The organism is Cellulomonas humilata (genome assembly GCF_013359775.1).
Lineage (GTDB): Bacteria > Actinomycetota > Actinomycetes > Actinomycetales > Cellulomonadaceae > Cellulomonas > Cellulomonas humilata.
This window is the reverse complement of the sequence record NZ_JABMCI010000065.1, coordinates 100415-120524: the sequence shown is the minus strand read 5'-3', so window position 1 is coordinate 120524 and position 20110 is coordinate 100415. Positions and strand designations below refer to the sequence as shown.

At 72.8% G+C, this 20110-nt stretch carries 17 protein-coding genes; 7 read left to right on the top strand and 10 right to left on the bottom strand.

Annotated features, from left to right (window positions below):
• Window positions 1-60: 60 nt before the first annotated feature.
• Window positions 61-909: an alpha/beta fold hydrolase gene (locus HP550_RS11605; protein WP_175347848.1), complete on the top strand. Its 849-nt coding sequence runs from the start codon at window positions 61-63 to the stop codon at window positions 907-909.
• Window positions 906-1709 carry an LLM class flavin-dependent oxidoreductase gene (locus tag HP550_RS11600; RefSeq protein ID WP_175347847.1) on the top strand — a complete coding sequence of 268 codons (804 nt, stop codon included), beginning with the start codon at window positions 906-908 and terminating at the stop codon, window positions 1707-1709. The genes HP550_RS11605 and HP550_RS11600 overlap by 4 nt, the downstream gene beginning before the upstream one ends.
• Before the next feature lie 3 nt (window positions 1710-1712).
• Here HP550_RS11600 and HP550_RS11595 read toward each other — a convergent pair whose 3' ends face one another.
• From HP550_RS11595 to HP550_RS11575, 5 genes are read right to left on the bottom strand one after another with little or no spacing between them, the layout of a single operon-like run.
• Window positions 1713-2150, bottom strand: a complete 438-nt coding sequence (locus HP550_RS11595; protein WP_175347846.1) for a DUF1801 domain-containing protein — start codon at window positions 2148-2150, stop codon at window positions 1713-1715.
• A 20-nt stretch (window positions 2151-2170) separates the two neighbouring features.
• The gene (locus HP550_RS11590) at window positions 2171-3040 is read right to left on the bottom strand and encodes a phosphotransferase (RefSeq protein WP_175347845.1); all 870 of its coding nucleotides are present in this window, start codon (window positions 3038-3040) and stop codon (window positions 2171-2173) included.
• A 1-nt stretch (window position 3041) separates the two neighbouring features.
• A complete protein-coding gene (locus HP550_RS11585; RefSeq protein WP_175347844.1) occupies window positions 3042-3728 on the bottom strand; it encodes an NUDIX hydrolase in 687 nt (228 codons plus the stop codon).
• Complete coding sequence (locus HP550_RS11580) at window positions 3725-4417, bottom strand: type 1 glutamine amidotransferase (protein ID WP_175347843.1); 693 nt, start codon at window positions 4415-4417, stop codon at window positions 3725-3727. Before HP550_RS11580 ends, HP550_RS11585 begins: the two co-directional genes overlap by 4 nt.
• Window positions 4418-4422: 5 nt before the next feature.
• Window positions 4423-5877 carry a GuaB1 family IMP dehydrogenase-related protein gene (locus tag HP550_RS11575; RefSeq protein WP_175347842.1) on the bottom strand — a complete coding sequence of 485 codons (1455 nt, stop codon included), beginning with the start codon at window positions 5875-5877 and terminating at the stop codon, window positions 4423-4425.
• A gap of 179 nt (window positions 5878-6056) precedes the next feature.
• Here HP550_RS11575 and dxs point away from each other — a divergent pair, with 179 nt between their 5' ends.
• The 3 genes from dxs (at window position 6057) to pflA (ending at window position 11174) form a co-directional block, all read left to right on the top strand.
• Window positions 6057-7940 carry a 1-deoxy-D-xylulose-5-phosphate synthase gene (gene dxs / locus HP550_RS11570; protein ID WP_175347841.1) on the top strand — a complete coding sequence of 628 codons (1884 nt, stop codon included), beginning with the start codon at window positions 6057-6059 and terminating at the stop codon, window positions 7938-7940.
• 89 nt (window positions 7941-8029) lie between these two features.
• Window positions 8030-10303 (top strand): formate C-acetyltransferase, encoded by a 2274-nt coding sequence (pflB, locus tag HP550_RS11565; protein WP_175347840.1) that lies wholly within the window; start codon window positions 8030-8032, stop codon window positions 10301-10303.
• 7 nt (window positions 10304-10310) lie between these two features.
• Window positions 10311-11174: a pyruvate formate-lyase-activating protein gene (gene pflA, locus HP550_RS11560; RefSeq protein WP_175347839.1), complete on the top strand. Its 864-nt coding sequence runs from the start codon at window positions 10311-10313 to the stop codon at window positions 11172-11174.
• Here the strand turns inward: pflA and HP550_RS11555 are convergent.
• The 5 genes from HP550_RS11555 to HP550_RS11535 all read right to left on the bottom strand — a co-directional run bounded on the left by HP550_RS11555 (window position 11171) and on the right by HP550_RS11535 (window position 17213).
• On the bottom strand, window positions 11171-13279 hold the full coding sequence (locus HP550_RS11555; protein WP_175347838.1) for a 3-hydroxyacyl-CoA dehydrogenase NAD-binding domain-containing protein: 2109 nt from the start codon (window positions 13277-13279) through the stop codon (window positions 11171-11173). The two genes, pflA and HP550_RS11555, sit on opposite strands and share 4 nt — an antisense overlap.
• A gap of 5 nt (window positions 13280-13284) precedes the next feature.
• Window positions 13285-14529 (bottom strand): thiolase family protein, encoded by a 1245-nt coding sequence (locus HP550_RS11550; protein WP_175347837.1) that lies wholly within the window; start codon window positions 14527-14529, stop codon window positions 13285-13287.
• A 121-nt stretch (window positions 14530-14650) separates the two neighbouring features.
• Window positions 14651-15946, bottom strand: coding sequence for an HRDC domain-containing protein (locus tag HP550_RS11545; protein WP_175347836.1), 1296 nt, complete (start codon window positions 15944-15946; stop codon window positions 14651-14653).
• A gap of 92 nt (window positions 15947-16038) precedes the next feature.
• Complete coding sequence (locus tag HP550_RS22735) at window positions 16039-16557, bottom strand: response regulator transcription factor (protein ID WP_343048139.1); 519 nt, start codon at window positions 16555-16557, stop codon at window positions 16039-16041.
• Between the two features lie 71 nt (window positions 16558-16628).
• Window positions 16629-17213: a DUF3000 family protein gene (locus HP550_RS11535; RefSeq protein WP_175347835.1), complete on the bottom strand. Its 585-nt coding sequence runs from the start codon at window positions 17211-17213 to the stop codon at window positions 16629-16631.
• A 202-nt stretch (window positions 17214-17415) separates the two neighbouring features.
• On the opposite strand from HP550_RS11535, the gene gndA reads away from it, so the two are divergent.
• Window positions 17416-18870 carry an NADP-dependent phosphogluconate dehydrogenase gene (gene gndA, locus HP550_RS11530; RefSeq protein ID WP_175347834.1) on the top strand — a complete coding sequence of 485 codons (1455 nt, stop codon included), beginning with the start codon at window positions 17416-17418 and terminating at the stop codon, window positions 18868-18870.
• On the top strand, window positions 18867-20099 hold the full coding sequence (locus tag HP550_RS11525; protein ID WP_343048138.1) for a carboxylate--amine ligase: 1233 nt from the start codon (window positions 18867-18869) through the stop codon (window positions 20097-20099). Before gndA ends, HP550_RS11525 begins: the two co-directional genes overlap by 4 nt.
• Window positions 20100-20110 lie beyond the last annotated feature (11 nt).

The window sequence follows — 20110 nt, the reverse complement described above, 5'->3', positions numbered from 1 at the left end:
ATGATCAGCATCAGGAACAATCGCTTTTCACGGTGACGGACCCGTCCTAGCGTCGCTCCCATGAACCCCGAGACGATGATCCAGGTCGGCGACGTCGAGCTCTGCGTCCAGACCGCCGGCGACCGCGGCGACCCGGCCGTCCTTCTCATCCACGGCGCGGCCGCGTCGATGATCGGGTGGGAGGAGGAGCTGTGCGACCGGCTCGCCGCCGGCGGCCGGTTCGTGATCCGCTACGACCAGCGGGACACCGGACGGTCGACGGTGTCCCGTGGGGGGCATCCGGCCTACGACATGAGGGACCTGGCCGACGACGCCGTCGCGATCGTCGACGCGCTCCGCCTCGACACGGTCCACGTGGTCGGCCGCTCCATGTCGGGCGGGACGGCGCTCATCCTGGCCGTCGACCACCCCGACCGGGTCGCGAGCGTGACCTTCATGTCGACCACGACGGGTGACGCCGGCCTGCCCGGCCCGACTGCTGCGTTCCGGGACGCGGTCGAGTCGCCCGCCCCCGCGCTCGACGACCACGACGCCTGGGTCGACCACACGGTCGCGGTGATCCGGGCCTACCACGGCCCGTCCACCCTGTTCGACGAGGCGCACGTGCGTCGGCTCGTCGAGGTCGACCTCGCGCGCGCCACGGACCCGAGCGCCGCGAACAACCACTTCGCGATCGACACCCCAGGTCCGGTGCGCGGCGGGTTCGGCGACGTCCGGGTGCCCGCGCTCGTCGTCCACGGAGAGCTGGACCCGGTCTTCCCGCTGGCCCACGCGTACGCCCTGCGGGAGGCCATCCCGGGGGCGAGGCTGGTCGTGCTCGAGGGTGCAGGTCACGAGCTGCCACAGGCCCGGTGGGACGAGTTCACGGCGGCGCTGCTGGAGCACACAGCGCCGCGGGACGCACGATGAGGTCCGCGGTGTGGCTGCCGCTGTTCGACGAGCTCGCCGACCCCCGGGTCGTCGCCGGTCTCGCCGTCGAGGCCGAGGCTGCGGGGTGGGACGGGTTCTTCGTGTGGGACCAGATCGCCTGGCGGACGCCGGTGACGGCGGTGGGCGACCCCCAGGTGAGCCTCGCGGCCGCGGCCGCGGTGACGAGCCGCCTGGTGCTCGGACCCATGGTGAGCCCCCTGGCGCGGCGTCGGCCGACCAAGGTCGCGCGCGAGACCGTGGCTCTCGACCGGCTCAGCGGCGGGCGCCTGGTCCTCGGCGTCGGCGTCGGCAGCGACTCGTTCGCCGGCGAATACTCACGCACGGGCGAACCCGTCGAGGACCGGACGCGCGCCGAGATGCTCGACGAGTCGCTCGAGATCCTGCGCTCGGCGTGGACCGGTGAGGCCGTGCACCATCACGGGACGCACCACCTCGTCGACGGCATGACCTTCTCCCCGACCCCGGTGCGCGGCGACACCCCGGTCTGGGTCGCCGCGTTCCCCGGGAACCTGCGGCCTCTGCGGCGCGCCGCCCGTCACGACGGCTTCTTCCCCGTGAACCTCACGTCCCCGGACCAGCTGGCGGAGGCGGTGACGCGCGTGGGAGCGCTACGGACCGACCCGGACCGGTCCTACGACGTCGCGATCGACCTGGCGCCCGAGACGGATCCCGCGCCCTGGGTGGCCGCCGGCGCGACGTGGGTCCTCACCGACGTCGACCCCACGACGCTCCGCCTGGACGCCGTGCGAGGCATGGTGCGGGCGGGACCGTCGAGCTGACGGTCAGCCGGCGTCGGTGCCGAACGACTCCGCGCTCACGGTCGCGTACGAGCGGCGGACGGCCTCCTCGAGGACGCCGAGGTCGATCGTGTCGAGATTCTTGATGTAGAGGCAGCTCGCGCCGGTCGTGTGGGGACCGAGGTCCGCGAGCAGGCCGGCGTGCGCCTCGACACCGTCGGCGAGGTAGACCGTCATCGCGGCCTTGCGCGGCGAGAACCCTGCGGCGATCGCGTCGCCCTGCCGGCCCGACGCGTACTGGTAGTGGTAGGCGCCGAACCCGACGATGGTCGGCCCCCACATCCGCGGCTGCTCACCCGTGACCCGGGTCATCAGCTCGACCAGGCGTATCGCGTCCCGACGACGCACGGGGTTCTCCACGGTCTCGAGGAACGCGTCGACGGCGACGTCGGTCGGGATCGTCTTGTTCGGGTCGTTCGCCATGGCGCCAGTATTCCGCGAGATCAGTCGGCGAGCACCTGTCCGATCCCGTGGCGTCCGATCTCCGCGAGCGTCGGGTGGTCCACGGGATGCATCTGCAGGACGACCGCCATGTGGAGCGCCCACGCCTGGGCGCGCCGCCACGTCGCGTCGTCATGGGCCAGCCGCTCCCGGAACGCTTCCCGCCCTTCGGCGTCGAAGGTGAGCCAGGCGGTCGACAGGTCGGAGGCCGGGTCCCCGGACGTCACGTCACCGAAGTCGATGACCGCCCGCAGCCGTCCGTCGTGCACCAGGAGGTTGGCCGGGTGCGGGTCGCCGTGCAGCCACAGGGCGGGGCCGTCCCACGGGGGAGCGGCCGCCAGGTCGCGCCAGCGCTCGAGGATGCGGTCCGCGTCGGCGAGGTCGAGCTGCTCGAGACGATCGCGCAGGGGTTGCTCGCGGGGGCCGATCGGGACGCCTCGAAACGGGTTGACCGGCGCGTCGTCGGCGGCCGGGCGGTGCAGCGCGACGAAGACGTCCGCCAGCTGCGGCGCCCAGGCCGCCCGGCCCGCCACAGGGGTCCGGTGGGCCGCGACGGCGTCGAACCAGGGCACGACGCTCCACGCCCACGGGTAGGTGCCCGAGGGCGTCCCGACCCGCACGGGCACCGGCACGTCGACCGGGAGCCGCGGCGCCAGGACGGGCAGCCACCGCTGCTCGTGCACGACGAGGGGAGCGGCGAGCTCCCGCACCGGGAACCGGGCGGCCAGGTCCTCCCCGACGCGCCACAGGGCGTTGTCCCAGCCGGTCCCGGACCAGGTCAGCGGGAGGTCGGCGAGGTCGGGGTGCTGCTCGCGCAGGAGCGTGCGGGCGAGGCTCTCGGTGACCTCGATCTCCGGGATCGGGTGGACCACGTCAGCGGGCCTGCACGATCCGGTGCACGTCGTACGGCACGGCCCAGCCGAGCGCGTCGAACATCCTGGCCAGGACGATCCCGGTGAACCCCCAGACCAGCCTGCCGTCGACCGTGAACGCCGGGGTGCGGACGGTCCGGCCCCACCGGGTGTGCTCGACGCTCGCACGGTTGCCGGGATCGAGCAGGTCGGCGACGGGGACCCGGAACACGTCGACCGTCTCGGCGTGGTCGACCGCCGCGACCCGCGACGGATGGGTCCACCACGCCGGCACCGGGGTGACCAGGTGGTTGCTCACGGGCACCGGCAAGGGCGGGAGCGTGCCGAGCACCTCGACTCCCGACGCGTCCAGGCCGACCTCCTCGACGGCCTCGCGCAGCGCGGCCTCCCGCGGCCCGGCATCGGACTTCTCGAGCCGCCCGCCGGGGAACGCGATCTGGCCGGCGTGGTGCCCGAGCGTCCGGGAGCGCCGCTGGAGCAGCACGTCGAGGTCGCGGGCGACCGCCGGCGACTCGGTGCGTGCGGGGGCGGCGTCGAGTGCGCCGAACAGCACCAGCACCGCGGCGGGCCGGGCCGTCGAGGCGTCCTCGAGCACGCGGGCCGGGTCCATCCGCCAGTCGACGCCGCGCGCGCACAGGTCGAGCAGCTCGGCGCGCGCCCCGCCGACCTCCGGCGTCGGGTCGGTCATCCCCGCGCCCGGACGAGCTCCCCGAAGCCGGCGAACATCTTCTCGGCGGCGGGGACCAGACCGGGCAGGTGCCGGCCGCCGGCCGCGCGGATCTCCTCGATCTCGTCGTCGCCGAGCTCGCCGACCATGTCCGGCGTCGAGAGCCAGAGGTCGAGCATCCCGGCGTCGAGCTCGGGGTGGAACTGGAGGCCCAGCGCGCTGCCGACGCGGAACGCCTGCACCGGCGTGGCCTCGGTCGAGGCCAGGAGCGTGGCGCCCGGCGGCAGGTCGACGGTGTCCGAGTGCCAGTGCAGCACGGTGGGCCGGGTGCCGAGCGCGCCGAGGACAGGGTCCTCGACGTCGATGTCCACGGGGGCGAACCCGATCTCCGTGGCGGCCCGCAGGTGCAGGTGCGAGCCGAGCGCCAGCGCGAGCAGCTGCATGCCGAGGCACACGCCCAGCACGGGGACGTCCGCGTCGACCGCGGCCGCGAGGAGCGCGCGCTCGGCGGCGAGACCCGGGTGACCCCGCACGTCGTCGGCGTCCATGGGGCCGCCCATCACCACGACGCCGGACACCTCGTCGAGCGCGGGGAGCCGCGCGTCCTCGAGATCGAGGACGGTGCGCACCCGCAGCGGCGCGTCGAGCCCGCGGGAGATGAGGCCGGGGCCCTCGTGCGGCGCGTGCGTGATGACCAGGACGGGACGCATGCCGGTCACCACCCGTCGGGCAGCGGACGCCCCTCCTCGTAGCCCGCGGCCGACTGGATCCCGACGACCGCGCGCTCGTGCAGCTCGTCGATCGTCGTGGCGCCCACGTACGTCGCCGCCGAGCGGACCCCGGCGGTGATGGTGTCGATGAGGTCCTCGACGCCCGGACGGCGGGGATCCAGGAACATGCGGGAGGAGGAGATGCCCTCCTCGTACAGGGCCTTGCGCGCGCGGTCGAACGCGGAGCCGCCCTTCGTGCGGGCGGCGACGGCACGTGCCGACGCCATCCCGAACGACTCCTTGTAGAGCCGGCCGTTGCCGTCCTCGTGCAGGTCGCCCGGGGACTCGTGCGTGCCTGCGAACCACGAGCCGACCATCACCTGCGAGGCACCGGCCGCGAGCGCCAGCGCGACGTCGCGCGGGTGGCGGACGCCCCCGTCGGCCCACACGTGCTTGCCCAGCCGCCGGGCCTCGGCCGCGCACTCGAGCACGGCGGAGAACTGGGGCCGGCCGACCGCGGTCATCATGCGCGTGGTGCACATGGCGCCCGGCCCGACCCCGACCTTGACGATGTCCGCGCCGGCGGAGATGAGGTCGCGGGTCCCGTCGGCGGTGACCACGTTGCCTGCCACGACCGGCACCTGCGGGTCGAGCGAGCGGACCGCGCCGAGCGCGTCGAGCATCTTGCGCTGGTGGCCGTGCGCGGTGTCGACCACGAGCACGTCCACACCGGCCTCGAGCAGCTCCAGGGCCTTCTGCTTGACGTCGCCGTTGATGCCCACGGCCGCGGCGACGCGCAGGCGCCCCTGGGCGTCGACGGCGGGCTGGTAGATGGAGGAGCGCAGCGCGCCGACCTGCGTGAGCACGCCGACGAGCTGGCCGTCGCGCACGACCGGCGAGAACCGGCGCCGCGAGCCGTGCAGCTTCTCGAACGCCGCCTCCAGCCCGCGCAGCCCGCCCTGCTCGATGATCGCGAGGTCCACCGTGGTCGGGTGGGCGCTCATGACCTCCTCGACCTGGGTGAAGCGGTCGACGCCCTGGCAGTCGGCCTCGGTGACCACCCCGACCGGCAGCCCGCCGTCGACCACCACGGCCGCGCCGTGCGCGCGCTTGCCGATGAGCGTGAGGGCGGTGTGCACCGTGTCGTGCGGGCTGACGACGACGGCCGTCTCGACCACCGCGTGCCGTGCCTTGACCGACGCGACGACCTCGGCGACCACGTCGGTCGGCACGTCCTGGGGGAGGACGGTGAGGCCACCGCGGCGGGCGACGGTCTCGGCCATCCGGCGTCCGGCGACGGCCGTCATGTTCGCGACGACGATGGGGACGGTCGTCCCGGTGCCGTCGACGGCCGTGAGGTCGACGTCGAAGCGGGAGGTGACCTCGGAACGCGACGGGACGAGGAAGACGTCGCCGTACGTGAGGTCGGAGGTGGCCGCGTGGCCGGGCAGGAAGCGCATGGGTGTTCCCCTTTCCGGTCCATGGTAGTCGCTGACGACCGGCTCTTCACGGGGCCTCCACAGGCACCTGACCAGGCCCAGCGGGTTGTCTGGCCCCGGTCCCCGTACAGTGTGGACACAGCTTTCGGCGTCCGCACGGTGCGGCATCGTCGCCGCACACCGGAGGAGGAGGCACCACCATGGGTCTGCTCGATCGCATCAGCTCCCCGGACGACGTGCGCCGGCTCACCCCGCGCCAGGCCGACGACCTCGCCGCCGAGATCCGCACGTTCTTGGTCGACCGGGTGTCCCGCACCGGTGGCCACCTCGGTCCCAACCTCGGCGTCGTCGAGCTGACCATCGCGATGCACCGCGTGTTCGAGTCGCCGCTGGACACCATGGTGTTCGACACCGGCCACCAGGCGTACGTGCACAAGCTGCTCACCGGCCGCCGGGACTTCTCCCAGCTGCGCAGCAAGGGCGGGCTGTCCGGGTACCCCAGTCGCGCCGAGTCCGAGCACGACGTGGTCGAGAACTCCCACGCGTCCACCGCGCTGAGCTGGGCTGACGGCATCGCCAAGGCCAACGAGCTCCAGGGCCGCGGCGACCGGCACGTGGTGGCGGTGATCGGCGACGGTGCGCTGACGGGGGGCATGGCCTGGGAGGCGCTGAACAACATCGCCGCTGGCCAGGACCGCCGGCTCGTTATCGTCGTCAACGACAACGGCCGCTCCTACGCGCCGACGATCGGCGGCCTCGCCCACCACCTCGACACGCTGCGCACCACGCGCGGCTACGAGAACGTCCTGTCCTGGGGCAAGCGCACGCTGCGCCGTTCCGGGCCTCCCGGCCGCGCCACCTACGACGCGCTGCACGGCATGAAGAAGGGCATCAAGGACGTCCTGGTGCCGCAGGGCATGTTCGAGGACCTCGGCATCAAGTACGTCGGTCCAGTGGACGGTCACGACGTGCGCGCGGTCGAGCGGGCGCTGCGCAACGCCAGGGCGTTCGGGGGGCCGGTCATCGTGCACGTCATCACGGAGAAGGGCCGGGGCTACGTGCCGGCCGAGCAGGACGTCGCGGACCGGTTCCACGCGGTCGGCAAGATCCACCCCGAGACCGGCCTGCCCGTCGCGCCGTCGCGGTTCGAGTGGACCAGCGTGTTCGCCGACGAGCTGGTGCGGATCGGCCGCCGGCGTCCCGACGTCGTGGCCATCACCGCGGCGATGCTCCAGCCGGTGGGGCTCGCCCCGTTCGCCGCGGAGTTCCCCGCGCGCGTGTTCGACGTCGGCATCGCCGAGCAGCACGCGGCGACGTCCGCGGCGGGGATGGCGTTCGGCGGTCTGCACCCGGTCGTGGCGGTGTACGCCACGTTCCTCAACCGCGCGTTCGACCAGATCCTCATGGACGTCGCCCTGCACAAGGCCGGCGTGACGTTCGTGCTCGACCGGGCCGGGCTCACCGGCTCCGACGGCGCGAGCCACAACGGCATGTGGGACATGGCGATGCTCGGGGTCGTCCCGCGGTTGCGGCTGGCCGCGCCGCGCGACGAGGAGACGCTGCGCGACGCCCTGCGCACGGCCGTGGACGTCGACGACGCGCCTACGGTCGTCCGCTACCCCAAGGGCGCCCTCGTGGACCCGGTGCCCGCCATCGACCACCTCGACGGCATCGACGTCCTGGCCCGCCACGACGGCCCCGCGGGCTCGCCGCACGTCCTCGTCGTGGGGTACGGGGCCATGGCGCAGACCGCGCTGGAGACGGCCGAGGTGCTGGCGGCGCACGGGCTGCGCGTCACGGTCGTCGACCCCCGGTGGGTCCTGCCGGTCTCGGGCGCCCTCACCAAGCTGGTCGGGGACCACGACCACGTGGTCACCATCGAGGACGGCGTGGTCGACGGCGGCCTCGGATCGGTGGTCGCGCAGCGCGCGCGCGAGGCCGGGATCAGCACCCCCGTGCAGGCGTTCGGCATCCCGCGGGAGTTCCTCGACCACGCCACCCGCGAGCAGCTGGTGACCGAGCTGCGCCTGCGTCCGGCCGACATCGCACGCGATACGCTCGCCGCGCTGGGGCTGTCCTCCTGATGACCCGCATCACACGGGGCCTTAGGTCCTGGGACGAATGCCTACCTCCTCCGTAGCGTCGAGGTATCAGCAACGTCGGAGGAGCGCAAATGTCCACGAGCACCGTGTCCGCGAGCACCCGTATCGAGCCCGCCGTCAGGCAGGCCTGGGAAGGTTTCGTCACCGGGCCATGGGTGGATCGGATCGACGTCCGTGACTTCATCCAGCGCAACTACACGCCCTACACCGACGACGCGTCCTTCCTGGCGGGTGCGACCGACCGGACGACCGGTATCTGGGCCAAGCTGACCGAGATGTTCCCGGCCGAGCGCGCCCGTGGCGTGTACGACATCGACCAGCACACGCCCTCGACGATCACGTCGCACGAGCCCGGCTACATCGACCGCCACCACGAGATCATCGTCGGCCTGCAGACCGACGCGCCCCTGAAGCGCGCGATCATGCCCAACGGCGGCTACCGGATGGTCGAGAAGGCGCTCGAGACCTACGGCTTCGCACCGGACCCGATCGTCGGCGAGATCTTCACCAAGTACCGCAAGACCCACAACGACGGTGTCTTCGACGTGTACCCGCCGGCCGTGCGCGCAGCACGCTCCGCGCACCTGATCACCGGCCTGCCCGACGCCTACGGCCGCGGCCGCATCATCGGCGACTACCGCCGCGTCGCGCTGTACGGAGTGGACGCCCTGATCGCGGCCAAGCGCGAGGACCGCGCCGACCTCGACCGCGAGCGCTCCTCGGAGGACGTGATCCGCGACCGCGAGGAGAACGCGGAGCAGATCCGCGCCCTGCAGGAGCTCAAGACGATGGCCGCCTCGTACGGCTACGACATCTCGGCTCCGGCCACCACCGCCAAGGAGGCCGTGCAGTGGCTGTACTTCGCCTACCTCGGCGCGGTGAAGGAGCAGAACGGCGCGGCGATGTCGCTGGGCCGCACCTCCACCTTCCTCGACGTCTTCCTCCAGCGTGACCTCGCCGCGGGCCGGCTCAACGAGCAGGACGTCCAGGAGCTCGTCGACGACCTGGTCATCAAGCTGCGCATCGTGCGGTTCCTGCGCACGCCGGAGTACGACGAGCTGTTCTCGGGCGACCCGACGTGGGTGACCGAGTCCATCGGCGGCATCGGCGAGGACGGCCGCACGCTGGTCACCAAGACCTCCTTCCGGTTCCTCCAGACGCTCTACAACCTGGGCCCGGCCCCCGAGCCGAACCTCACGGTGCTGTGGAGCGACCGCCTGCCGGAGGGCTTCAAGCGCTTCTGCACGCAGGTGTCGATCGACACCTCCGCGCTCCAGTACGAGTCCGACGACCTCATCCGCGACGCGTGGGGTGACGACGCGGCGATCGCCTGCTGCGTCTCGCCGATGCGGGTGGGCAAGCAGATGCAGTTCTTCGGTGCGCGGGTCAACCTGGCCAAGGCGCTCCTCTACGCCATCAACGGCGGTCGCGACGAGCTGACCGGCAAGCAGGTGGCCCCCTCGGCGCCCGCCGTCGCCGGTGACGTCCTCGACTACGACGACGTCGTGGCCAAGCTCGACGGGATGCTCGACTGGCTCGCCGAGACCTACGTCGACGCGCTGAACTGCGTGCACTTCATGCACGACAAGTACGCGTACGAGCGCCTCGAGATGGCCCTGCACGACCGGGCCGTGCTGCGCACCATGGCGTGCGGGATCGCCGGCCTGTCCGTGGTCGCCGACTCGCTGTCCGCCATCAAGTACGCCGCCGTGCACCCCGTGCGCACGGTCGACGGCCTCGTCACCGAGTACACCGTCGACGGGGAGTTCCCGACCTACGGCAACGACGACGACCGCGCCGACGACATCGCCGTGTGGCTGGTCGAGACGTTCATGACCAAGCTGCGCAAGACGCCGACGTACCGCAAGGCGCTGCACACGCAGTCCGTCCTGACCATCACGTCGAACGTGGTCTACGGGAAGTCGACCGGCTCCACGCCGGACGGCCGCCGCGCCGGCCAGCCGTTCGCACCGGGTGCCAACCCGATGAACGGTCGGGACGCGCACGGGATGCTCGCCTCGGCACTGTCCGTCGCGAAGATCCCCTACACCGAGGCGATGGACGGGATCTCGCTGACCTCGTCGGTCATCCCGACCGGTCTGGGCCGTACCCGCGACGAGCAGGTCACCAACCTGGTCGGTCTGCTGGACGCGTACATGATGTCGTCGGGCTACCACCTGAACATCAACGTGCTCAACCGCGAGACCCTCGAGGACGCCATGGAGCACCCCGAGGAGTACCCGCAGCTGACCATCCGGGTGTCGGGCTACGCCGTGAACTTCGTCCGGCTGACGCGCGAGCAGCAGCTCGACGTCCTGTCGCGCACGTTCCACGGATCGGTCTGACCAGGTCATGACCACCCAGGTGCACGAAGCGGCGCCGTGGCCGGCCGTGCACCTGGGTCTGCCCAGGTCGCGGTCCGGCACGGCCGGGCTCACCTCGGTCGAGCTGGACCACGCCGCCAAGATGGCCGCGGTCCGGTCCGGGTCTGTCGGTTCGGTCCACTCTTGGGAGCTGGTCACGGCCGTGGACGGCCCGGGCACGCGCCTCACCGTGTTCCTGGCCGGCTGCCCGCTCCAGTGCCTGTACTGCCACAACCCCGACACCATGCAGATGCGTCGCGGGACGGACGTGCCGGCCGACGAGATCCTCGCGCGGGTGGCCCGCTACCGCCCGGTCTTCAAGGCCACGGGTGGCGGGCTGACGATCTCGGGCGGTGAGCCCCTCATGCAGCCGGCGTACCTCGCTCGCCTGCTCCGGGGCGCCAAGGCGATGGACGTGCACATCACGGTGGACACGTCCGGGTTCCTGGGCAGCCAGTGCACCGACGCGATGCTGGCGGACATCGACCTGGTGCTCCTCGACATCAAGTCCGGCCTGCCGGACACGTACCGCAGGGCGACCGGCCGTGCGTTGCAGCCCACGCTCGACTTCGGGGCGCGGCTGCGGGACGCCGGCAAGCGCACCTGGGTGCGGTTCGTGCTGGTCCCCGGCCTGACCGATGCCCCGGAGAACGTCGAGGCCGTCGCCGACCACGTCGTCAAGCTCGGGTCCGTCGTCGAGCGGGTCGAGGTGCTGCCCTTCCACCAGATGGGCCGCGACAAGTGGGACGAGCTGGGGATGCGCTACCAGCTGGACGAGACGCAACCCCCGACCCCGGAGCTCATCGAGCGCGTGCGCGCGACGTTCCGGGACCGGGGGCTGTCGGTCTTCTAGGCCGGCACGTTGGCCACGCCGTCGGGCAGGATCCGGCGTCCCAGGACGCGCTCCGAGTAGCCCGTTCGGTCGAGGTAGGGCGTGAGCCCGCCGAGGTGGAAGCCCCAGCCCGCGCCGAGGATCATGCAGAGGTCGATCTGCTGCGGGGTGGCGACGACGCCCTCCTCGAGCATGTGCCCGACCTCGACCGTGAGCGCCGTGAGCACGCTGTCGAGCACGCCCGCCTCGTCCAGCGGGGCACCCCCGGAGCCCGTGGCGTCGAAGACCGCCTGGATGGCGGGGTCGACCGGCTTGGGCAGGCCCCTGGCCTTCGCGGGGAGCACGACCGTGGTGCCGTCGGCGACCAGCTTCTCGAGGCCGGGGGAGCGCGGGAACCGGTCGCCCAGCTCCTCGCGCAGTGACGTCAGCACGTGCAGTCCCACGGCCGGTCCGACGAGGTCGAACAGCTCGAACGGGGGCATCGGCAGGCCGAGGGGCCGCAGCGCGCGGTCCGCGACCTCCACCGGGGTGCCCTTCTCGACGGTGTCGACGATCACGCCGAGCAGCAGGACGAGCAGCCGGTTGACGACGAACCCGGGGCGGTCCGCCACCAGCACGGCCGTCTTGCGCAGCTTGGCCGCCACCGCGAACCCGGTGGCCAGCGCCTCCTGCGACGTGCGCTCGGCCTGCACGACCTCCACCAATGGCATCGCGGCCACGGGGTTGAAGAAGTGCAGCCCGACGACGCGCTCGGGGTGCTGGAGGTCGGCCGCCATGGCGGAGACGGACAGCGCGGAGGTGTTCGTCGCCAGGATCGTCGTCGGGGAGATGACGGTCTCCAGCTCGGCGAAGACCTTCCTCTTCAGGTCGAGGATCTCGGTCACGGCCTCGATCACGAGGTCGCAGGACGCGAACTCGGCGAGGTCCGTCGTGCCCTGGATCGACCCGAGCAGACGGCTGGCGGCCGACTCGCTCATCCGGCCGGTCGAGGTGAGCCGGTCCACGGAGGACTTCACGGCGGCAAGGCCCTTGTCGACGCGCTCCTGGTCCAGGTCCCGCATGACTACCGGCACGCCGAGGCGCTGCGCGAAGAGCATCGCGATCTGCGCGGCCATGAGGCCGGCACCGACGATGCCGACGCGGGTGACCGGTTGGGCGAGCGAGCGGTCGGGGGCGCCGACCGGCTTCTTGCCGCCGGACACGAGCCCGAACGCGTACACCGACGCGCGCATCTCGTCGCTCATGATCAGGTCGGCGAGCGCCTCGTCCTCGGCCGCGAAGGCCTCCTCACGGGAGGCGGTGCGGGCGGCTGCGACCAGGTCGAGCGCGCGGTAGGGCGCGGGACGCGAGCGGTTGATGACCGCGTCGAGGCGCTGGCGGGCCGCCGCGACGACGCCGTCCCACACCTCGGCGGAGTCGAGCTCGCGGCGCTCGACGACGACCTCGCCGGACACCACGCGCGCGGCCCAGCGGATCGACTCCTCGAGGAAGTCGGCCGGGTCGAGGACGACGTCCATCAGGCCGAGCTGGGTGGCCTCGACCGCCGCGAACGGCTTGTTGGCCGCGGGCCGCGTGAGGATGACGTCGAGGGCCTTCTCGATGCCGACGAGCCGCGGCACGATGTACGCGCCACCCCAGCCGGGCACCAGGCCCAGGCCGGTCTCCGGGAGCGCGAGCGCCCGGACGTCGGAGGCAACCGTGCGGTAGTCGCAGTTCAGCGCGAGCTCGAGGCCGCCGCCGAGGGCGACGCCGTTGACGAACGCGAAGGTCGGCGCGCCCATGGAGTGCAGCAGCTCGTAGGCGGCGTGACCGCCCTGGCCGAGCAGGAGTGCTCCGTCGCGCCCGGGGACCGTGCCGATCTGGGTGAGGTCCGCCCCCGCCGCCAGGTAGTACGGCTTGCCGGTGACGGCGACGGCCACGATCTCGCCCGCCGCGACGCGGGCCCGCACGGCTGTGAGGGTGGCGGTCAGCTCCGCGATGCCCAGCGGGCCGAGCGTCGTCGGCTTGGTGTGGTCGAGGCCGTTGTCGATGGTGACGAGCGCGAGCGTGCCGGCGCCGCCGGGCAGCGGGACGTCACGGGCGATCGCGTGGCTGACTCGCTCCGCGCGAGGAGTGTCGGTGCTCATCGAGCTCACTTGGTCTTCCCCTCGAAGGGCTCGTAGTCGGCGTGGTGCGGGTTCTCCCAGATGACGGTGCCGCCCTGGCCGAGTCCCACGCACATGGTGGTCAGGCCGAAGCGCACGTCGGGGTTCTCCTCGAACTGGCGGGCCAGCTGCGTCATCAGGCGCACGCCCGACGAGGCCAGCGGGTGGCCGACGGCGATCGCGCCGCCGTACTGGTTGACGCGCGGGTCGTCGTCGGCGATGCCGAACGCGTCGAGGAACGAGAGCACCTGGACCGCGAACGCCTCGTTGACCTCGAACAGGCCGATGTCCTCGATGCTCAGGCCGGCGCGGTCGAGCGCCTTGACCGTGGCGGGCACGGGGCCGATGCCCATGATCTCGGGCTCGACGCCGGCGTACGCGAACGCCACCATGCGCATGCGCGTGGGCAGGCCCAGCTCGGCGGCGGTCTCCTCGGCGGCCAGCAGGCACGACGCGGCGCCGTCGGTGAGCGGCGCGGCCGTGCCGGCGGTGACGCGGCCTCCCGCGCGGAACGGCGTCGGCAGCTTCTGGATCGCCTCGACCGTGGTGCCGGGCCGCGGGGGCTCGTCGGCCGTGGCCAGGCCCCAGCCGTTCTCCGGGTCGCGCAGCGCGACCGGGACGAGGTCGGGATCGATCTTCCCGGCGGCCAGGGCGGCGGCGTACTTGTCCTGGCTGGCGACGCCGTACGCGTCGGCCCGCGCGCGGGTCAGGGCGGGGAACGTGTCATGCAGGTTCTCCGCCGTCACGCCCATGTTGAGGGCGTCGTTGGCCACCAGGCGCTCGGACAGGAACCGGGGGTTCGGGTCGGCCTCGAAGCCCATCGGGTGGTGCCCCATGTGCTCGACGCCGCCGGCGAGGGCCACGTCCTGCGCGCCGAACCCGATCGCGGCGGCCGTGCTGGTCACCGCGGTCATCCCGCCGGCGCACATGCGGTCGATCGCGTAGCCGGGGACGGTCCGGGGGAGCCCGGCCAGCACGCCGACCGTGCGGCCGAGGGTCAGCCCCTGGTCGCCCTGCTGGGTGGTCGCGGCGATCGCGACCTCGTCGATGCGCTCGGGCGCGAGCTGCGGGTGGCGGCGCAGCAGCTCGCGGACCGTCTTGACGGCCAGGTCGTCGGCGCGGGTGTGGGCGTACAGCCCGTCCTTGCGCGCGCGGCCGAACGGGGTGCGGACCCCGTCGACGAAGACGACGCGGCGGACGAGGGCTGCGGGTCGCGGAGATGTGGTGGGCATCGAGCCTCCAGGGCGGGACGGCGGTGTCCGACGAGCACGCGAGAACGTGCCCGAGACGGCCGACGCTACCCGGGGTCACCGGGCGTGGCCAGCCATAAGTTACTGAAGAGTAACAGGGACGTTAGTCCTGCGGGAGGGCCGCGAAAGCCTCAGCGAGCCGCTCCGCGACGAGGCCGATCTGCCAGGGTCGCGCGCCGCCCGCCTGGAGGAACGCGGTGATCCCGTCCGCGTCCAGGGCCGCGGGGGGCGTCCAGCACAGCCGGCGCAGCAGGTCGGGCTGGAGGAGGTTCTCGGCCGGCACCTCGTGGGCGGTCGAGAGCTCCGCGACCACCTCGCGGGCAGCGACGAGGCGGGCGGCCGCCTGCGGGTCCTTCTCGGCCCACGCCCGGGGCGGGGGCGGGGCGTCGCTCTTCGGGCCGCGGACCGACGGGAGCTCGGCCTCCGGCGTCGCGAGGCCGCGGTCGATGGCCTGCTGCCACAGGGCAGCCCGGCGGCGCGTGCCCTTGCCGGCGAACGCCGGCAGTGCCGTGAGTGCGGCGACGGACGTGGGGAGCGCCTGGGCGGCGGCGACGATCGCGTGGTCGGGCAGGACGCGGCCGGGGGAGATGTCCCGCGTGCGGGCGTTCTGGTCGCGCGTCAGCCACAGCTCGCGGACGACGGCGAGGCGGCGGGCGTCGCGGATGGCGTGCAGGCCGGAGACCCGGCGCCACGGCTCGATGCGGGGCGGCGGCAGGGGTGCGGTGCGGACGGCCTCGAACTCCTGCGCCGCCCACTCGGCCTTGCCCGCGACCGCCAGTCGCTCGGCCAGCACCTCGCGGAGCTCGACCAGCAGCTCCACGTCCAGCGCGGCGTAGCGCAGCCACTCGGCGGGCAGCGGTCGGGTGGACCAGTCGACCGCCGAGTGCTCCTTGGCCAGTCCGAGCCCCAGGGCGTCGGCGACGACCGCGGCCAGCCCGACCCGGTCGAGCCCGAGGAGGCGCGCGCCGAGCTCGGTGTCGAAGACCCGGCTCGGCCGCAGGCCCTGCTCGGCGAGGCCCGGAAGGTCCTGCGAGGCGGCGTGCAGCACCCACTCGACACCCACCAGCGCGTCCGAGAGCGAGGAGAGGTCGGGCACCGCGATGGGGTCGATGAGGGCGGTGCCGGCGCCCTCGCGCCGCAGCTGGACCAGGTAGGTGCGCTGGCCGTAGCGGTAGCCGGACGCCCGTTCCGCGTCCACGGCCACGGGTCCGGTGCCGGCCTCGAACGCGGCGACGACGGCGGCCAGGGCCTCGGGCGTCTCCACCACCGGCGGGATGCCCTCGGCGGGCTCGGTGAGCATGACGATCTCGGGAGCGGGCTCGACCGAGGGGGCGTCGTCAGGGTTCGCCGGAGGCTCGGGTGCCCCAGCAGGAGCGCCGGGTGTCGCCTCAGGTCGCATGAGGTCAACGGTAAGCGACGAGGCGGACGCATCTGTGCAGGCCGCGCGGGCGGCGCGTACGACAGCCGGTGCGGCATCCGTACGCGGGCCAGTCAGGACAGGACGCCGCCGCGGATGGAGATGGCCACCAGCTCGGCCCGGTCGCCGGTCCCCAGCTTGCGGGAGATGCGCGCCAGGTGGCTCTTCACGGTGAGCGCCGACAGGCCGAGGTCCTCGCCGATGAGGCGGTTGGTGCGGCCGTCGGCGACGAGCTTGAGCACGCTGACCTCGCGGGCCGTCAGGTCGGGCAGCGGCGGAGGCGGTGCGGACACGGCTGCGGCACGCGGCAGGCTCGGGGCTGTGGCACCGGCGACGACCCCGCGCAGCCCGCCCTGGAGCAGGATGCCGAGCTCGGGGCGGCTGGCCCGGCGGGTGAGCACGACGACCCGCGGAGCACCACGGCGCCGGAGGTTGCGCACCAGGGTGGCACCGTCGCCGTCGGCCACCTCGGTGACGACGACGCACATCTGCTGGGTGGAGCTCGGCGGCACCGTGCGCGACCCGGGCACGGAGGTCCGCAGCTCCGGCCGTCGGGCCGGGGCCAGGTCTCGTCGCAGCGGCTCGATGGTCACAGGCGAGTCATCGGCACCATGACCTGGTGACTTGAGGCGGTTGCGTCGCGCGTGCCCCCCCGGGCTGGTGTTCAGCGTCTCGGCCCGAAGGCGACGACGCCCTCGGGCAGGGGTTCGAGACCGGCTGCGGTGCACAGGAGGGTCCCCCAGGCCTGCAGGTGCGGACCGAGATCCTCGTCGGCGGCCGTCCACGAGGCGCGGATCTCCAGCTCGGTCTGCTCGGAGCGGCGCTCCAGCGCACCGAAGCTCTGCGACAGCACCCGGGTGACCGTGCCGCCGGCGGCGTGCGCGTCGAGACCGGACTCCTCGAGCGCGTCCGTGAACCAGGTCCAGGCCACCTCGGCCAGCATCGGGTCGGCGCCGACCTCGGCCTCGAGCGTCGCCCGCACCAGCGTGACCAGCCGGAAGTGGCCGTCCCAGGCCTCCTGGCCCGCCGGGTCGTACAGGACGACGAAGCGTCCGGACGCCAGCTCGGACGCGGCGACCGACCGGCGGGCGGTGCGCACCTCGGCGGTGAGCGCCGCGGAGAACGGTGCGATGCGTGCCGGCCCCGGCACCTCGTCGAGGATCACCTCGGGGCGGACGGTCACCCGGCGCAACGAACGCAGCGCGCTGACGAACTCGACGGGGACGTCCTCTGGACCGGCGGGTGTCACGCAGTGGAGCGTACGCACGGGGGGTCCGTCTCGGCGTCCGGCACGCCGCGCCCGTCTCCGCCGCACCGGACTAGGCTGGCCCGCGCACCCAGAAACCCCGGATGCCGCCGCACCCGACCTGCCGCCGCTCGTGCCCCGCACCTGCTCCGCCGCCGTCGTGGACGTGGCACGCGCCGGCCGCCGATCGAAGGAGCTCTCCCGCATGGTTGCCTCAGGAACCGCCACCGGAACCGCGCAGATCGGCGTCACGGGACTGGCGGTGATGGGCCGCAACCTGGCCCGGAACTTCGCGCGCAACGGGTACACGGTGGCGATCCACAACCGCTCCTACGCCAAGACCGAGTCGCTCGTGGCGGACCACGGCGACGAGGGCACGTTCGTGGCGTCGGAGTCGGTGGAGGACTTCGTCGCGTCGCTGGCCCGGCCGCGCAAGATCGTCGTCATGGTCAAGGCGGGCGGCCCCACGGACGCGGTCATCGACGAGCTGGTGCCGTTCCTGGAGGAGGGCGACATCGTCGTCGACGCCGGGAACGCGCACTTCCCCGACACCATCCGGCGTGAGGGCGCGCTGCGCGAGAAGGGTCTGCACTTCGTCGGGTCCGGTGTCTCGGGTGGCGAGGAGGGCGCGCTGCTCGGCCCGTCGATCATGCCCGGCGGCACCAAGGAGTCCTACGAGTCCCTCGGCCCGATCCTGGAGAAGATCTCGGCCAAGGTCGACGGGGTGCCCTGCTGCACCTACGTCGGGCCGGACGGCGCCGGGCACTTCGTGAAGATGGTGCACAACGGCATCGAGTACGCCGACATGCAGCTCATCGCCGAGGCCTACGACCTGCTGCGCCAGGGGCTGGGTGCCTCCGCCGCGGAGATCGGGCAGATCTTCGCCGAGTGGAACACGGGCGACCTCGAGTCGTTCCTCATCGAGATCACCGCCGACGTCCTGCAGCACGTGGACGCCGAGACGGGATCGGCATTCGTCGACATCGTGCTCGACCAGGCCGAGCAGAAGGGCACCGGGCGCTGGACCGTGCAGAACGGTCTGGACCTGGGGGTGCCGATCACCGGCATCGCGGAGGCCACGTTCGCCCGCGCGCTGTCCGGCTCGGTGCCGCAGCGGTCCGCCGCCGTCGGCGTCCTGCAGGCCCACACCTCCGAGTGGGACGTCACCGACCGCGACGCGTTCATCGAGGACGTGCGCCTGGCCCTGTACGCCTCCAAGGTGGTCGCGTACTCCCAGGGCTTCGACCAGATCGCCGCGGCCAGCGCCGAGTTCGGCTGGGACATCGACCGCGGCGCCATGGCCCGCATCTGGCGTGGTGGCTGCATCATCCGCGCCCGGTTCCTCAACCGCATCACCGAGGCCTACGAGCGCGACGCCAACCTGCCCCTGCTGCTGGCCGACGAGTACTTCACCGGCGCGGTCGGCAACGGCGTGGCCGCATGGCGCCGCATCGTGGCCGGCGCGGCGCTGCACGGTGTGCCCACCCCGGCGTTCGCGTCGTCCCTGTCCTACTACGACGGCGTCCGGGCCGAGCGGCTGCCGGCCGCCCTGATCCAGGCGCAGCGCGACTTCTTCGGCGCGCACACCTACCGCCGCACCGACCGCGACGGCACGTTCCACACCGAGTGGTCCGGCGACCGCACCGAGCAGACCGCGTGAGCGGGACCCCGCTGCAGCCCGTCATCCTCGGCGCCGACATCGGCGTGTACGCCCTGGCCCGCTCGTTCCACGAGGCCTACGGCGTCACGTCGGTGGTCGTGGCCGGTGCGGCGCTCGGTCCGGTGGCGCACTCGCGCATCGTCCGGCACGAGATCGTCGCGGACGGTCACGACCCCCGCCAGCTGGTGGACCGGCTGGTCGAGGTCGCGAAGGCCAACCCCGACAGCCGGCTGCTGCTCATGGCCAACTCGGACTGGCTGGTCCGCGTGGTCGTCCAGCACCGCGCGCTGCTCGAGCAGTACTACGTGGTCCCGTTCCTGTCCGAGCACCTGCTCGACCGGATCTCCGACAAAGCCACGTTCGCGGAGATCTGCACGGACCTCGGCCTCTCCGTGCCGCGCACGATCGTGCAGGAGTTCGGCTCCGAGCCGTGGGGGGCCGCACCCGTCGACCTGGAGTACCCGCTGATCGCCAAGGCGGCCAGCAGCGCGGACTACCAGGACGTCGAGTTCGAGGGCAAGAAGAAGGTCTTCGAGATCGCGACGCCCGAGGAGCTGACCTGGCTCTGGGGCGCGCTGCGCGGGGCCGGTTTCCGCGGCCGGTTCGTCGTGCAGGAGCTGGTGCCCGGCGACGACACCCAGATGCGGTCCATCACCGCGTACGTGGACACGCACGGTGAGATCACCCTGCTGTGCTCGGCGCACGTGCTGCTCGAGGAGCACACCCCGTCCGGGCTCGGCAACCCGGCGGCGATGATCACCACCCGCGACGACGCGATGCTCGAGCAGGCGCGGACGTTCCTCGCGTCGACCGGGTACCGCGGCTTCGCCAACTTCGACGTCAAGGTGGACCCGCGCACGGGTGCGTTCCGGTTCTTCGAGGTCAACCCGCGGATCGGCCGCAACAACTACTACGTCACCGCCGCGGGGGCCAACCCGATGCGGTTCGTGGTCGAGGACGCCGTCGAGGGCCGATCCGTGCCGCCGGTCGTGGTGGACAAGGAGATCCTCTACTCGGTCGTCCCGAACCGCCTGCTGCTGCGCTACGTGCGCGATCCCGAGCTGGCCGCTCGGGTGCGCCGGCTGATCCAGGCGAAGGCTGTGGCCCGCCCGCTGCAGTACCGCGGGGACCTGTCACCGCGCCGACGCCTGTACGTGTGGATGGCGCTGGTCAACCAGGTCCGCAAGTTCCGCCGGTACTACCCGGAGGTCACGTCGACGGGCTTCTGACCACGTGCGAG

What these genes read in the sequence shown, in the direction of transcription:
- HP550_RS11605 (WP_175347848.1), top strand. Translation starts at nt 61, where the DNA reads ATGAACCCCGAGACGATGATCCAGGTCGGCGACGTCGAGCTCTGCGTC.
- HP550_RS11600 (WP_175347847.1), top strand. Translation starts at nt 906, where the DNA reads ATGAGGTCCGCGGTGTGGCTGCCGCTGTTCGACGAGCTCGCCGACCCC.
- HP550_RS11595 (WP_175347846.1), bottom strand. Translation starts at nt 2,150, where the DNA reads ATGGCGAACGACCCGAACAAGACGATCCCGACCGACGTCGCCGTCGAC.
- HP550_RS11585 (WP_175347844.1), bottom strand. Translation starts at nt 3,728, where the DNA reads ATGACCGACCCGACGCCGGAGGTCGGCGGGGCGCGCGCCGAGCTGCTC.
- HP550_RS11580 (WP_175347843.1), bottom strand. Translation starts at nt 4,417, where the DNA reads ATGCGTCCCGTCCTGGTCATCACGCACGCGCCGCACGAGGGCCCCGGC.
- HP550_RS11575 (WP_175347842.1), bottom strand. Translation starts at nt 5,877, where the DNA reads ATGCGCTTCCTGCCCGGCCACGCGGCCACCTCCGACCTCACGTACGGC.
- dxs (WP_175347841.1), top strand. Translation starts at nt 6,057, where the DNA reads ATGGGTCTGCTCGATCGCATCAGCTCCCCGGACGACGTGCGCCGGCTC.
- pflB (WP_175347840.1), top strand. Translation starts at nt 8,030, where the DNA reads ATGTCCACGAGCACCGTGTCCGCGAGCACCCGTATCGAGCCCGCCGTC.
- pflA (WP_175347839.1), top strand. Translation starts at nt 10,311, where the DNA reads ATGACCACCCAGGTGCACGAAGCGGCGCCGTGGCCGGCCGTGCACCTG.
- HP550_RS11555 (WP_175347838.1), bottom strand. Translation starts at nt 13,279, where the DNA reads ATGAGCACCGACACTCCTCGCGCGGAGCGAGTCAGCCACGCGATCGCC.
- HP550_RS11550 (WP_175347837.1), bottom strand. Translation starts at nt 14,529, where the DNA reads ATGCCCACCACATCTCCGCGACCCGCAGCCCTCGTCCGCCGCGTCGTC.
- HP550_RS11545 (WP_175347836.1), bottom strand. Translation starts at nt 15,946, where the DNA reads ATGCGACCTGAGGCGACACCCGGCGCTCCTGCTGGGGCACCCGAGCCT.
- gndA (WP_175347834.1), top strand. Translation starts at nt 17,416, where the DNA reads ATGGTTGCCTCAGGAACCGCCACCGGAACCGCGCAGATCGGCGTCACG.